At 42.0% G+C, this 13450-nt stretch carries 13 protein-coding genes; 4 read left to right on the top strand and 9 right to left on the bottom strand.

From position 1 onward, the window contains the following. Positions 1–536: 536 nt before the first annotated feature. Positions 537–1562 carry a DnaJ C-terminal domain-containing protein gene (locus ACT3QQ_RS01910; RefSeq protein WP_444526695.1) on the top strand — a complete coding sequence of 342 codons (1026 nt, stop codon included), beginning with the start codon at positions 537–539 and terminating at the stop codon, positions 1560–1562. A 100-nt stretch (positions 1563–1662) separates the two neighbouring features. Then, the gene (locus ACT3QQ_RS01915; protein ID WP_444526696.1) at positions 1663–1986 is read left to right on the top strand and encodes a chaperone modulator CbpM; all 324 of its coding nucleotides are present in this window, start codon (positions 1663–1665) and stop codon (positions 1984–1986) included. A gap of 72 nt (positions 1987–2058) precedes the next feature. On the opposite strand, the gene sstT is transcribed toward ACT3QQ_RS01915, so the two are convergent. The 4 genes from sstT to ACT3QQ_RS01935 all read right to left on the bottom strand — a co-directional run bounded on the left by sstT (position 2059) and on the right by ACT3QQ_RS01935 (position 6520). Then, on the bottom strand, positions 2059–3261 hold the full coding sequence (sstT, locus tag ACT3QQ_RS01920) for a serine/threonine transporter SstT (RefSeq protein WP_444520012.1): 1203 nt from the start codon (positions 3259–3261) through the stop codon (positions 2059–2061). A gap of 293 nt (positions 3262–3554) precedes the next feature. Beyond that, complete coding sequence (locus tag ACT3QQ_RS01925; RefSeq protein ID WP_444526697.1) at positions 3555–4040, bottom strand: DNA polymerase III subunit chi; 486 nt, start codon at positions 4038–4040, stop codon at positions 3555–3557. Between the two features lie 7 nt (positions 4041–4047). After that, positions 4048–5703: a leucyl aminopeptidase gene (locus ACT3QQ_RS01930; RefSeq protein ID WP_444526698.1), complete on the bottom strand. Its 1656-nt coding sequence runs from the start codon at positions 5701–5703 to the stop codon at positions 4048–4050. A gap of 199 nt (positions 5704–5902) precedes the next feature. Beyond that, on the bottom strand, positions 5903–6520 hold the full coding sequence (locus ACT3QQ_RS01935) for a cysteine hydrolase family protein (RefSeq protein WP_444526699.1): 618 nt from the start codon (positions 6518–6520) through the stop codon (positions 5903–5905). A gap of 483 nt (positions 6521–7003) precedes the next feature. Between ACT3QQ_RS01935 and ACT3QQ_RS01940 the strand changes: the two genes are divergently transcribed. Together ACT3QQ_RS01940 and lptG are read left to right on the top strand one after the other, a co-directional pair. Beyond that, entirely contained in the window at positions 7004–8317 is a 1314-nt protein-coding gene (locus ACT3QQ_RS01940) for an LPS export ABC transporter permease LptF (RefSeq protein WP_444526700.1), read from the top strand. Continuing rightward, positions 8317–9525: an LPS export ABC transporter permease LptG gene (lptG, locus tag ACT3QQ_RS01945; protein ID WP_444526701.1), complete on the top strand. Its 1209-nt coding sequence runs from the start codon at positions 8317–8319 to the stop codon at positions 9523–9525. Before ACT3QQ_RS01940 ends, lptG begins: the two co-directional genes overlap by 1 nt. 113 nt (positions 9526–9638) lie before the next feature. Here the strand turns inward: lptG and ACT3QQ_RS01950 are convergent, their stop codons facing one another. The 5 genes from ACT3QQ_RS01950 to tusA all read right to left on the bottom strand — a co-directional run bounded on the left by ACT3QQ_RS01950 (position 9639) and on the right by tusA (position 13424). Further along, complete coding sequence (locus tag ACT3QQ_RS01950; RefSeq protein ID WP_444526702.1) at positions 9639–10247, bottom strand: class I SAM-dependent methyltransferase; 609 nt, start codon at positions 10245–10247, stop codon at positions 9639–9641. Between the two features lie 218 nt (positions 10248–10465). Then, on the bottom strand, positions 10466–11602 hold the full coding sequence (locus ACT3QQ_RS01955) for a YecA family protein (protein ID WP_444526703.1): 1137 nt from the start codon (positions 11600–11602) through the stop codon (positions 10466–10468). A gap of 92 nt (positions 11603–11694) precedes the next feature. Continuing rightward, positions 11695–12024 carry a DUF3817 domain-containing protein gene (locus tag ACT3QQ_RS01960; protein WP_444526704.1) on the bottom strand — a complete coding sequence of 110 codons (330 nt, stop codon included), beginning with the start codon at positions 12022–12024 and terminating at the stop codon, positions 11695–11697. 68 nt (positions 12025–12092) lie between these two features. Continuing rightward, positions 12093–13031 carry a site-specific tyrosine recombinase XerD gene (xerD, locus tag ACT3QQ_RS01965; protein WP_444526705.1) on the bottom strand — a complete coding sequence of 313 codons (939 nt, stop codon included), beginning with the start codon at positions 13029–13031 and terminating at the stop codon, positions 12093–12095. Positions 13032–13097: 66 nt separating this feature from the next. Next, positions 13098–13424 carry a sulfurtransferase TusA gene (gene tusA, locus ACT3QQ_RS01970; RefSeq protein WP_444526706.1) on the bottom strand — a complete coding sequence of 109 codons (327 nt, stop codon included), beginning with the start codon at positions 13422–13424 and terminating at the stop codon, positions 13098–13100. Positions 13425–13450 lie beyond the last annotated feature (26 nt).

Raw genomic sequence — 13450 nt, forward strand, 5'->3', positions numbered from 1 at the left:
TTTTTTAAGGGGAAATAGATACTTTACAGCAAAAATAATGATGGTAAAGAAACTAAAATTAGCCTTATAGAGAGCGATTCTCATAAAGAAGCCGACAAAATACTAGAAAGCCAATCACACAATATAAATAGGTAATATATAAAGACCAAATCTATCGATATAGCATACTTGACGTTATAAAACGCTATTTAGAAGTAGATAGTATTATGTAATAAAAACTTTCTATATTATTGCTAAAAGCTAAGAATAGAGGGTTTGGTATTATTTTAATGTCATTAGAAAACTGATAATGATAAATTTTGAAAAAGTTTAGCCTAACGTAAAAGCGTTCTTCTTTCTGCACTAGAAAGTATTGTAGATATTGTTTGGCATCATTACTGGTAATATTTATATAACGGTGTTTATGGTAATTATTGCTATGATGATAAGTAAGCCACAAAAACTGCTATAGCAAAATCTAGTAGCCGTTTATACCGTATCGTTTGAAAGTGGCAGACTGATACCACTAATATGTTTTTCATTTGAGGGAAAATAACATGGCAGAGAAAAACTACTATGACATTTTAGGGGTCAAAAAAGACGCCTCAGACGCTGATATCAAAAAAAAATACCGTAAGCTCGTCCGTCAATACCATCCTGATGTCAGCGATCATCCAGACGCTGATAATAAGATTGCAGAAATAAACAACGCATATGAAACGATCAGAGATAAAGACAAGCGCGCTGAGTATGACGCTATGCTAAACAACCCATTTGCGGGTCAAAATAGCTCAAGTGGGTTTAGTGGCGGTGGGCAAACTGGCGCGGGTCAAGGTGGTTTTCGTTGGGAAGACATCAAAGATCAGTTTGGTGATGGAGAAGCCTTTGGTGATGGCGGTTTTCGCTTCGATGATATTTTTTCAGCATTTGGTCGCGGCGCACGTGGGTCAGCTGGCGGGCAAACGGGTAGTCGCTCTCAAAGCAGCGGTTTTGATCAATTTGGCGGTGATTTTGGGACGCAAGATAGCAAAGGTCAGGATCAGCATGCTGAGATTACCGTTGACTTATCTTCAGTCTACAGTGGTGACGACTATAGTATCAAACTAAATGTCCCTGTTCGTCAGCCCAATGGCAATGTCGACTATGATAATAAAACCCTTAAAATCAAAATCCCGAAAGGTATCACTGATGGTAAGCAGATTCGTTTAGCAGGGCAAGGTGCTGCTGGTAGTAGTAATGGTAAAAATGGCGATTTGTTTTTGAAGGTTAAGATTCGTCATGATGCCAATATTCGTATAGAAGGCGCAGACGTTTATCAAACCCTGAATATTGCACCTTGGGAAGCGGCACTGGGTGAAAAAATCAATGTCAGTACGCCAGCGGGGACGCTTGGCGTGACTATTCCTAAAAACAGTAAGTCTGGTAGCAATTTACGTCTTAAAGGCAAAGGTATCCCTGCCAAGCAAGCAGGTGACTTGTATCTAACTTTAAATATTGTTAATCCTGATGTCAGTAATGATGCATCGACACAGGCTTATGAGCAGCTAAAGCAAGCCTTTGCTGATACCGATATTAGTCGTTAGACAAGATTCTGAATAACCGTTATTTATTACCGAAGTGATAAATAAATAGCAGAGATGAATAAGATACCGATGAAATAAAGAGAAAACGAGGATAATAGCTATGAACCACTCGACTGAATTTACAGACATCATCATGAGCTTAGATGAACTGGTCTCTGCCTGTGGCCAAGAGCGCCAATGGGTCATCGAATTAATCGAAGAAAATATCATTGAATATGATGCACCAGAGCATGAGAAATTCACTGGTTATCAGCTGACGACAGTGCGCCGTGCATCGCGATTGAGTCGTGACTTTGAAGCCAGCGTACCTGCCATTGGTTTGATACTTGAGCTGCTAGATGAGGTTGAGCAACTGCGTCAACTCAAACGTCAAATAGAGCAGCAAACACCAGTTATCGAAGTCGATATAGACAATCTAAAGTAATCAAAATACCGCATAAAAAAGGGCCGTTTAAAGGCCCTTTTTTTATATCTATAGAAAGCATTTCAACGACAATTAACGCGAATAAGTAGGATCTGCCGCTGCTGTAAACAACACATCAGTTGAAGAGTTCAAGGCAGTTTCAGCTGAATCCTGAATTACACCGATGATAAAGCCAATCGCAACCACTTGCATCGCGATATCATTTGGAATGCTAAATAAACTAGCAGCGAGTGGAATTAGTAATAACGAACCACCAGCAACACCAGAAGCACCGCAAGCACTAATCGTAGCAACCAGACTTAATAACAATGCAGAGGCAAATGTCACTTCGATACCCAACGTGTGAGCAGCAGCAAGCGTTAAGACGTTAATCGTAATCGCAGCACCGGCCATGTTGATAGTGGCACCTAGTGGAATAGTCACTGAATAAGTGTCTTCATGCAATCCAAGCTTACGGGCAAGGTTCATGTTGACTGGAATATTAGCCGCTGAACTGCGAGTAAAGAAGGCAGTAATCCCTGATTCGCGCAGACATCTAAACACGAGTGGATAAGGATTTTTACCCGTTTTAACGAGGACGATAAGCGGATTTGCAACCAACGCAATGAATAACATACAGCTGATCAATACCATCAAGATACGTGCGTAGCCTGCCAAAGAAGCAAAGCCTGTCTCAGCAACGGTGCTAGCGACTAGGCCTAAGATACCAAATGGCGCTAGAGCAATAATCCATTTAACCACTTGCGAGATGGCATCAGCGAAATCACCAACGACATTGCGAGCAGTATCACTGGCTTGGCGCAATGCAAAACCGATAATAATTGCCCATGCTAAGATACCAATATAGTTGGCTTCAGCGATTGCATTAATCGGATTGGCTACCAAGTTCATGAGCAAGTTTGTCAAAACTTCTTTTAGGTCAGCAGGTGGAACCTGTGCGATATCAGCGTTTATTAAGACCAGTTCAGTCGGGAACAAGAAGCTAGCACCAACTGCTGTTAGCGCGGCTAAAAAAGTGCCGAACATGTACATGATAAGCACAGGCTTTACGTAGACTTCATTACCACTGCGATGTTGGCTAATCGCTGCCATAACCAGCACAAATACTAGGATGGGAGCGACGGCTTTTAGTGCACCGACAAAGAGTGTACCAAGTAACCCTATGGCGGTGCCGATACTTGGCGCTAGCCAACCAATCAATACCCCTAGCACCAAACCAATAATAATGAGCGGCACCAGCCCTATACGCTGGTACATCGCAATTAATGAACGCATCTGTACACCCTCAAGTCCGTTAAAAGTAAGTGAATTGTCACAACAGAAAATTTATCGATGGATAGTAGCATTTTTTGACATATTCGCATACTGCTCATGGCAGTGGCTGTTGCGTGCAAACGGAGAGATAGCAGAGTCATATAGTCAGTATAAAAAGAATGCAGCACTTATAGGTAAAGACCAGCTACTAAGAATATCTCATTCATGAGAGTAAAAGTGGCGGTATAGGTTGTGATATATAAGATATGAGGTATATTTCATTGTAAAAAATGAAGGGGAAATAAACGGCAGAGCTATACCTTAAAGTGGGTCAAATCGTAACCCAATTGCTGGTAGGCTTTATATTTATTGCGACCTTCTTGGGTACTTGTGGCATCAGGTCGGATCAGCTCAAGGACTCGGGAGGGGTTAGAGTTATTAGTAGCAGCCATAAAATCGTTAACAGGACGTGTTGTCGTATTAAGAACGATACCATTAAAGCCTGCTGGCATATGCTTGCTAAGCATTACAGGCGCTAATAATTCAGGATTAGCAACGTTGGGATTAGCGTTAATATCATCACTTTCAGCAGTAATATCAGAAAGGACTTGATGCGGTATAAAACTCGTGGATTCTTGCGCCCAGAGCGCCGTATTTAAATTTGATAACAATGTGTCATCTTCAATTAAAATCAGCAAAGACTGAGCGCTTTTGTTAAGCGCCGTCTGAGTCAGCTGACAAATAAAACCCAAGAAATCTTGGGCCTTACTCTCACTTAATACATAAAAACTAATTTTCATAAATGGATTAAACCATCTCTGCACTGTTTTTTAGATATTGCATAAACAATGGTACTGGACGACCAGTTGCTGCTTTGTCTTTACCTGAGTTCCATGCAGTGCCAGCAATGTCTAAATGCGCCCATGCTTGACCTTCTTCAACAAAACGAGACAAGAAGCAGGCAGCAGTTACGGCACCAGCGCCTTTGCCACCGATGTTTTGCATATCAGCGATTGGTGAGTCAAGCTGCGCTTGATAGTCGTCATCTAAAGGCATATGCCAGACAAGATCGCCTGATAGGTTACTTGCATTTTCTAAATCAAACAGGACATCTTCATCATTACTAAACACGGCTGAACGAACATGACCTAGTGCAACGACACAAGCGCCAGTCAGTGTGGCAACATCGATGATAGCTTTTGGCTGATAACGCTGCACGTAGCACAAGGTATCGGCCAGTACCAAACGACCTTCAGCATCCGTATTCAAGATTTCAACTGATTTGCCATTCATCGCTTTGACGATATCGCCTGGACGAGTTGCATCACCTGATGGCATGTTTTCAGCGCAGGCTAGGGCGCCAACGACATTGATTGGTAGACGCGCTTCACACAATGCCTTGATCGTACCGAGTACTGACGCCGAACCACCCATATCAAATTTCATCTCATCCATCGCCGCACCTGGCTTGATTGAGATACCGCCTGAGTCAAAGGTAACGCCTTTACCGACTAATACGATAGGTGCGTCGTCGTTGGTCGCTTGTGCACTACCATCGCTATTTTTGCTTGAATTTTTAGCTGATTTTTTGGTTGGCAGTTTATCAGCCAGTGCTTTTAGACCACTTACTTTTGCGTTGTTAGTGGTTTGTACTGTCGTGTTTGTATCAGCACTGAATTCTGATTTGCCACGGTATTCCATGAGCACAAGCTTACCTTCTTTGGTAGAGCCTTGTGCGACGGCTAAGAAGCAATGCATACCTAGCGCTGACATTTCGTCTTCACCTAATACCTTGACGGTTAATAAGTCAGGATAAGTTTTTGCAAGTTCTTGAGCTTGTTCAGCCATGTAAGCTGGGAAGCAGATGTTGCCAGGTTCATTGGCCACATCACGAGTGAGGCTCTGACCAGCGAATACTGATTGAGCAAATGTAAGTGCAGGTTTTAGTGACTCGTCAGCTAATAGATAAACATCAGTCAATACAGGGGTGGTTTGCTCAGACTTGTATTTGTCAAAGCGATAGCTGGCGGCCAATAGGTTAAGCGCAAACTGACCAAAATGGTTTTCTTCTAGCGCATCGCCCAATGCAACAGTAATAGAAGAGACACGCTTTTGTGTGCTGCTATAAATAGTATTAGCGATTTTTTGCAGTACTGTATTATTGAATTTATCAGTGTTGCCCACACCGACTAATAGCAGTTGAACAGGGTTTTGCTTGGTGGTTTTTTTATCACCTGCTAACGCGTAGTCAGCAACAGTCTCACATGCAGTACCCTTAAAATGTGATACTTCAATCAACTGCTCAACACGAGCGGTATATTCGGTCAGCACAGATTCAGCCAAAATGTTTTTCTTATCATCGACCAATACAACCAGACAAGCATCGTCTTTGCTTTTGGCTTCTTTTTTCAGGATTTTTTGAGTATGGGTTTTTGGTAAATGCTGAGATAATTTGATATTCATATAGTTATCCTTATTAGAGTTATGAGAAATGCAGGATTTGTATGACTACTTACACCTGTCAGATTATTAGATTATTTGGTCTGTCGAGCAACCACAGTAGTGTAGCATATTGCGATAATAGTGCGCAGTTAGCAAAGCTTAGGTAATGCGTTTGAATTATTGCGCTGTGCTAACTTACGCTATAATTTAGCGATGTAGATTAGCCATTAACCAATTCATCGGTCGTTACCATCGCAGCAAATCTGTCTTGCAGTGCTGCCATGGCAGTATCATGCATGATATCAGCCCTGATAGTCTCTCTTGTAGCGCTAGGTAGGTCGCGGGTAGCACAGGCGTCGTGGCAGACAAAGCTATCGAAGCCTAAATCAAATGCGGCGCGAGTGCTGGAGCTGACGCACATGTGACTCATAAAGCCTGCAAAAATAATCTGCTTTTTTGATGCTGCTGAAATTAATGATTGTAGCTGTGTGTCATAAAAGGCATTCGGATGCTGTTTAGCAATCACTGTTTCGCCATCTTGCGGCTGCAACTGCTCTACTATTTCGACGTTAGCGGATAAAGGATCAAAAACGTTGCCATTCTCTGCGCCGTGATGAGTGATGTGAAAGATAGGTAGATTTTGCTGACGCGCTTTATCGAGTAATAAACGCGCATTGGCTATGGCTTTTGTCCCAGCATCCCCTAATGGCATCGCGCCATCGACGTATTCGTTTTGATAGTCGATAAGAACGAGCGCGCAATTTGACCAGTCAAGCGAATCGAATGACCCACCAGCGAGTTCAAGTAGTGTAGAGGGCGTAGAGGTTGTTTTATTCATTGGTATTATTCTCCGTCTGACAGTATAGGTATATTTTTCTATCAATCAGTCTAGCAACTAATAACAGAGATAGAGGGTCGATGATACGAATGACAAACAAACCTTTCTAAAATAAATAAAGCAAAAACTCAACACCATAAATTTGATGTCATCTGAGGTTTTACCACTTATTTATCCAATATTTGCTATATTTTTTATCTGTTGTCAATAATGCGCTATCAGCAAGGTGTGCGTAATGTTTTCAAACACATTTCACAGTCATTTTTAGGCAAAATATGCTAGCATTAGCGGTTATATCTGTCGCTTGTGTTTGTTGAGTATGGCTAATCATTCGCTTGGCAACGTTTATTGTTATTTGAATATTTGAAACACTCATATCATGCTGATGATATGTCGTCGTACAACTTAATATGCAATAAGTCTATCACCAATCACGCGCATACCAACCGTTTAAGAGTACCCATTGTGATATTACGCCGCTACATGACACAACAAGTTGCTTCGACCACAGCCTTAGTGTTGGGGTTTTTGATAGTGATGATGCTTGGCGGTCGCTTGATACGCTATTTTGGCATCGCCGCCGAAGGTCGTTTGGACGTCAGCCTACTGTTTACGATCATTGGGTATAACCTACCGTACTTTTTAGAGCTCATCTTACCGTTAGCTTTTTTTATTGCTTTAATGTTGGTATTTGGCCGCTTGTATGTCGATCAAGAGATGGCAGTAATTAATGCTAGTGGCGTATCTCGCGGAAAGCTTGCTCGGCTAATGACACCATTAATATTAGCATTATTCGTTGGTGAAGCGGCACTATCCGTTGTTGGCAAACCTTGGGGCGTACGCTCGTCTGAGGCTGTCTGGCAGCAGCAAGCATTGACCAGTGCATTTGATTTGATTCGTCCGAACGAGTTTATCAGTAGCGGTAACTACCATCTATACGTGGGTAGTCTCAGTGACGATAAGAAAAAACTGCAAGATGTGATATTGATCCAATCTGAACCTGCGAAAAAAGGTGAGGCTGCTGAAAGTGTCTATGCTACTACCGATGCTGATATGAATAATACGATTGATAACGAAACAGCCGAACAAATTGGCATCTCTGATATTCCTAAAGACATTATAAATAGCGGCGCAAAAAATATTAGCAAAGACACCATTACGCTAGCTAAGCGTGCTGAGCAAGTAGATACTGGTAATAGTGGTGTGACCCAATTGGATCTGTTCCAAGGACGTCGTTATGAAGTTGGTGCAGGCAGCCTAAAGTATAATCAAGTTGCTTTTGATCGCTATCGCATTACCTTAACTGAGTCCTCGCAGGAAGTCATCACCGAAGACAATATCGAAACGCAAGAGATTGGACCGTTGTGGCAAGCTGCAATGAGTAGCTCACCATCAGGTACGAATAGTGCAATGCGTGCTGCACAAAGTGAGCTTGGCTATCGTTTGGCACTACCATGGTTGATGATTATCGCGCCTATGTTGGCCGTGCCACTTGCGCAAGTGCGACCGCGTCAGGGACGTTGGCTGCGTCTATTTCCTTCTATCTTATTATTTGTCAGCTGTGCATTGGGTATCATCTCGCTCAAAAACGCAGTGAGCAAAGACAGCATCAGCGTATGGGCGTATGCGTGGCTCATCTTAGGGTTTATGGCATTGGCGCTTTATATGAATTGGGGTAGCCGTGTGCAACATCGACTGCGCTTTCGCAAACAAGAAAATAGGCTAGCTGCTGTCGCAACTAATTCAGTTAGCGACATAGATAGCCAGAATAACAGCTCACAAGGAGGGCAGTCTTAATGCGCTCTTTATTTGCTAAATCAGCCGAGTCTGTTCACTTAGCCACGAAACCTGCCAATCTAAAGGTCCTTAGCCGTTATGTAAAACTAAACGCTCTATTAGCTATAGTTGCTGCCGTTATCGGCTTATGGGGACTACAACTAATTTTTTCTTATTTATCAGAGCTTGAGTCGTTAGATGATGGTTACACCATGGGAGAGGCGCTTAAATATATATTTTATCGCTCGCCATACTTTTTAGAGCAGTTCATCCCAACAGGTGCGCTACTGGGTGCTGTGATAGGGCTGGGCTTACTGGCCAATAAAAGTGAGCTGGTAGTCATGCGCGCGGCTGGCGTCAGTATCTATCGTATCGTCGGCTGGGTATTGCAGCCTGCTTTGATATTTGTGCTATTGGCCTTGGCTATTAATCAGTTTGTCCTACCGTCTTCTAATCAATTGGCAAAGCAGATTAACGATGAGGACAGCGCCTCGCTAGTTACCTCAGTACGTGGATACTGGACAATTCAGCCACGATTCGACAGCGCAGAAGATGGTAGTGCGACACCTGATGGTAGCGATATTTTATATATTGATTATGCTGATGTCGCAGGCAATATTGGTGAGGTTAAACGCTGGCATTTGGATAACGATGGTAACCTACAAACTGCTGTCCATGCGGAAGGCGGACAGTATACTGGCCGTGAGCCAATTGATGTGAACAGTGATAAGCCAAGCGAGCAGTATCGTTACGAGTGGCAGCTAGACGATATGGTTGAGCTTTCTATCAATCAGGGCTTTGAAAGCAGTCAGGCCATCTCACCATCAGATACGCTGAGCTTACCTTTTGCCCCAGAATCTGTGTATTTGCTGACGCGTAAGGCAGAGGATTTGTCATTGACACAGCTGTATGAGCATCGCACCTTCATGCGTCAACAAGGCAGTCGTTCCTTAGATCATGAAGTCGCCTTTTGGCAAAAGCTTCTATCACCGTTGTCGATATTGTCGCTGGTGATTGTCGCTTGCTCATTTGTTTTTGGCTCGCTACGGACGCACAGCTTAGGCTTGCGTATCGTTGTGGCACTGCTGTTTGGTCTGTTATTCAGCTATATTCAAGATTTAGTTGGTTTTGTATCGCTAGCCACAGGTTTTTCACCGATGCTGATGGTGCTATTACCGATTATCGGCAGTGCATTACTGGGCGGATATTTGATAAAACGCCAAATGTAGAATGACAGCTAGCTATACAAAATAAAAAGCACGCTAAATTAATTTAGCGTGCTTTTTTATGTCGATTTGAGTTTTAGTTCAAATGACAGAAACAAAATTAAGTAAGTCTCAAACTAGTCTTTGGTCGCCATCGTAATCGTATAGGTTTTACCTTGTTTGATTTTCTCGCTATTGCCAAAAACTTCAGTAAACGAACGCTTCACAAATTGGCGCAGGCCGTTGATCGTGACAACATAAAAACGTCCACCTTTACGCATGCGTTCATAGGCATCGAGAAAGTATAAATAATGCTGCTCTTTACCAACTTTGGCTGGTAAGTTTGACATCACAAGGCTAAAGTCTTTGTCTTTTGCCACATGATTGAAGCCGTTTGATAAATGCACATCGACATTGTTTAGACCGTTTTTCTCACAGTTACGGCGTGCGTATTCTACCGCCATAAAGTCTTTATCGATTAACGTATGCTGACCGTTTGGACATTCACGTGCTGCTGTCATACCAAGTACGCCATAACCACAGCCCAAATCGATTGAATCATCATCTTGCTCAAAGTCCACATAATCAAGCAGCATCAAGCTACCATCATCAAGCTTTTGCGGTGAAAAAATACCCCACGTGGTAGTAAAATCAAACGGTTTACCCAATACGTCTTGGCGAAAATTGATATCTTCGCGCCAGTGTTCGGCGTTTTTTAATAGGTCAGCAGGTGGTCTATGGCTCATGGGATTCTCGGATAATAGGTAGGTAAAAGGTAGTGCGTAGCCCAATTAGACAGCATGTGTATCATGACGCACTTTAATAAGGGTATTGTAACGAGAAAAGGATAGGTTTGCAGCAGGGATTATTGGAAATTGTGGTGGGTCTATTCGTAGGCTAGGTTTTTAACCCAGCATTTATATTTTTAAAAGTTTTGAAATTAGGGTGAAAATACAGCTGATAGCTACACCTTATAAATATCTTCAATGTTCCAACCTGTAAACTTAACACCATTATCGGCAAGAACATTTCTAGGTACATCTTCAAATAAATCTGAGCCTATATTGAAAAGCTCTTCAATTTTTTCACGCTGTATATCACTTAAGTTTCTCCACCAATCAGGAGAAATAAAAGAATTTTCAGCAGAGCTAAAGAAGAAGTTAACTAAGTAGCTGAACATATCTTTCTTATCTATCTTTAGTAAAGAGTTAATGAAATTATCTATCACTTTTGCTTTTTTTAACCAACTAAAAACTACAAAACCTTTCCTATTACTTGAAAAAGCATTAAATATTAAGTATTCAGGCTTTACCTCTAAATTTGATAAATCCTGTATGTGTTTCCCATTGAAGTCTTGTGTAGGATTAATTGCTGATGAAACTACAACTGGTATCGGCGATGAGGACTCCATAACTAAGAAATTGTAAGAGCGACTGCCTTTACTTAAAAGCTCAAAATCTACATCATTTTTAATTGTATATAAGTCATTAATTGCTGCTTCTAAGCCTAACTGATAAAAGAAATTCTGTTCTTGAATGTTTATTTGAAATATAAGATGTCTTCCTCTATCCATGTTTTTGATAAAATCTGCGACCTCTAAAGCGTTCTCTTTAGCATAAATCTCTTTAGTTACTGCTCTATAAGTTAGTGCTATACACTGTTCTTGTGTTCCTACAAATGGCATATCCTCAAAGCATGAAAATAACTGTTTATCGTGCTTTGAACAGAAGCCCCTGAAAGTAGAAGCTTTATTTATACCTATTTTTTCAAACCTTAGTTTTCCTTTATTTTTTCTATAATGCGCTAAATTCTGTTTTAAACCTAAAACGTGGTTAGTACTATCGGCAATATCAGTTAATCCACTAGATTTGGAGACAGTATGAGCTTTTATTATATTTGCACATTCTGATTGTAACTCTTGAGGTGCATAGCAAGCTTCTCTCTTTGATATATTTTGCTCATATTCAATTACTTCGCCTGTAGAAATAGGTTTTTGAAATTCGCGACCATAGTGACAACGTTTAAATTTTAAGCCTGAACCACACCAACACCTATCATTGCGACCCAGTTTACGTATTTCATTAATATCAAATGTAAACATTACTATTCCCTCAGATGATGCTCAGCATGCAACTTCTACAAACTAGCTTTTACTACACAGGTATAAATTTGAGTCATCGAAATTTTTTTACCTTACTTTCCCAACCGCTTCTTAAGTAAATAATCAAATATAAACGGTCCAAATGGTAAAAACGAGCCGAGCAAACCAGCAGGTAGTGCCCAAAGCGGCATTTTTACTCTACTCGCGGTGATGATTAATACCATAACATAAGCAATGAATAATATCCCATGCACTGGGCCAACATAGCTCACCGCTTCTGGAGTATCAAACATATATTTGAGTGGCATCGCGATACCGAGCAACAATAGAAAAGAAGTACCTTCTAAATAACCCATGATAGTAAGGTTTCTGAGTGCAGAGTTTTGACGCTTCGTTAAGGCAGACGGTTGAGCTTGCGACACGATATATTCCTTTTACAATCATCAATAATATTAGATTTCAATGCTTGCCATATGACAATATGGCAGGTCTAGCCACGTGGATGATGCTCGGCATGTAGTTTCTGCAATCTTGCCGTTGCCACATGAGTATAGATTTGCGTGGTTGATAAATCGCTATGTCCAAGCAATAACTGCACGCTTCGTAAGTCTGCGCCATGGTTGAGTAGATGCGTGGCAAAGGCGTGACGTAACGTATGCGGCGATAACTCTTTATCGATACTGGCAACTTTGGCGTACTTCTTAAGTAGATACCAAAAATTCTGCCGAGTCATATAACCACCTTGAGCCGTCAAAAACACCGCTTGGCAGTTTCCTGATTTTAAATATGCAATCAAATCGCCACGCCCATGAGATAGATAGTCTTCCAATGCATCAGCTGCATATTCGCCGAGGGGCACCAGTCGTGTTTTGTTACCTTTCCCTGTGATTTGTAGCCAACCAGCATTTAAATTTACTTGCTCTAATGAGAGGTTGATCAACTCGCTGACACGTAGGCCGCAGGCATATAGCACTTCTAGCATGGCTTTATCACGTAGGCCAAGCGCGGTACTGGTATCAGGTGCAGCAAGTAGATTATCGACATCAGCCTCGGCTAAGTCTTTTGGCAAAGGACGACCAAGCTTTGGGCTTTTGATACGCTCACAAGGATTGTCTTCACGCAGATTACTGGCAATCATCCATAGATAAAATTGACGCAGACTTGAGAGCATACGCGCTTGAGTACGCGGAGTTTTGCCGTCTTGAGCAAGGAGTGACAGACAATGCAGCACATCATCAGACTGCCAGCGTGTCAGGGCGATAGGGTTGGTCAACTCACAAGCGCGTAGGTCGCGTACATATGCATTACGAGTACGGGTTGCTAGACCGCGCGCCAGCATGGCTTGACGAAATTCAGTCATATAAGCTGGCTCGTCATCCACGGACAATGCTTTAGGTTGGCGCTGTTGCACGGCGCGATCACGGCTCATAAGATAATACTCAGGTAGGGGTTAAGTGAGCGATGACAGACGGTTATTAATATAACATCCAACCTATCATGCCATTTTTTTCTTAACTAGATAGCGGTACAGCGTCACGCTTGTAGGCATGTCAGCATCGTTATCGACAGTAATTTCATCAGGATCAGCGTCTAAGCTCACGTTTTCAGCCAGTGTTTCTTGATCAATTAGTTCATGCCCTAAATGACGACAGAAATTTGGAATGTCGCGCGTGGTAGCAGGATCTGTAGCCAATATTTCAATCACTTCACCGCCAACTGCTTTTCGAATGACGCGGTGCAGCATCATGACAGGTTCAGGACAGATCAGTCCTTGAGTATCTAAGTGATGGTGGATAGGCGTGTCTGGTATTGAAGTGGTCATAGTCGTTATCGTAAAGCTATATAAGT

This window comes from Psychrobacter sp. AOP7-A1-24 (genome assembly GCF_052376235.1).
Lineage (GTDB): Bacteria > Pseudomonadota > Gammaproteobacteria > Pseudomonadales > Moraxellaceae > Psychrobacter.

Coding starts and splice junctions, on each gene's coding strand:
- ACT3QQ_RS01910 (WP_444526695.1), top strand. CDS start 537: ATGGCAGAGAAAAACTACTATGACATTTTAGGGGTCAAAAAAGACGCC.
- ACT3QQ_RS01915 (WP_444526696.1), top strand. CDS start 1,663: ATGAACCACTCGACTGAATTTACAGACATCATCATGAGCTTAGATGAA.
- sstT (WP_444520012.1), bottom strand. CDS start 3,261: ATGCGTTCATTAATTGCGATGTACCAGCGTATAGGGCTGGTGCCGCTC.
- ACT3QQ_RS01925 (WP_444526697.1), bottom strand. CDS start 4,040: ATGAAAATTAGTTTTTATGTATTAAGTGAGAGTAAGGCCCAAGATTTC.
- ACT3QQ_RS01930 (WP_444526698.1), bottom strand. CDS start 5,703: ATGAATATCAAATTATCTCAGCATTTACCAAAAACCCATACTCAAAAA.
- ACT3QQ_RS01935 (WP_444526699.1), bottom strand. CDS start 6,520: ATGAATAAAACAACCTCTACGCCCTCTACACTACTTGAACTCGCTGGT.
- ACT3QQ_RS01940 (WP_444526700.1), top strand. CDS start 7,004: ATGACACAACAAGTTGCTTCGACCACAGCCTTAGTGTTGGGGTTTTTG.
- lptG (WP_444526701.1), top strand. CDS start 8,317: ATGCGCTCTTTATTTGCTAAATCAGCCGAGTCTGTTCACTTAGCCACG.
- ACT3QQ_RS01950 (WP_444526702.1), bottom strand. CDS start 10,247: ATGAGCCATAGACCACCTGCTGACCTATTAAAAAACGCCGAACACTGG.
- ACT3QQ_RS01955 (WP_444526703.1), bottom strand. CDS start 11,602: ATGTTTACATTTGATATTAATGAAATACGTAAACTGGGTCGCAATGAT.
- xerD (WP_444526705.1), bottom strand. CDS start 13,031: ATGAGCCGTGATCGCGCCGTGCAACAGCGCCAACCTAAAGCATTGTCC.
- tusA (WP_444526706.1), bottom strand. CDS start 13,424: ATGACCACTTCAATACCAGACACGCCTATCCACCATCACTTAGATACT.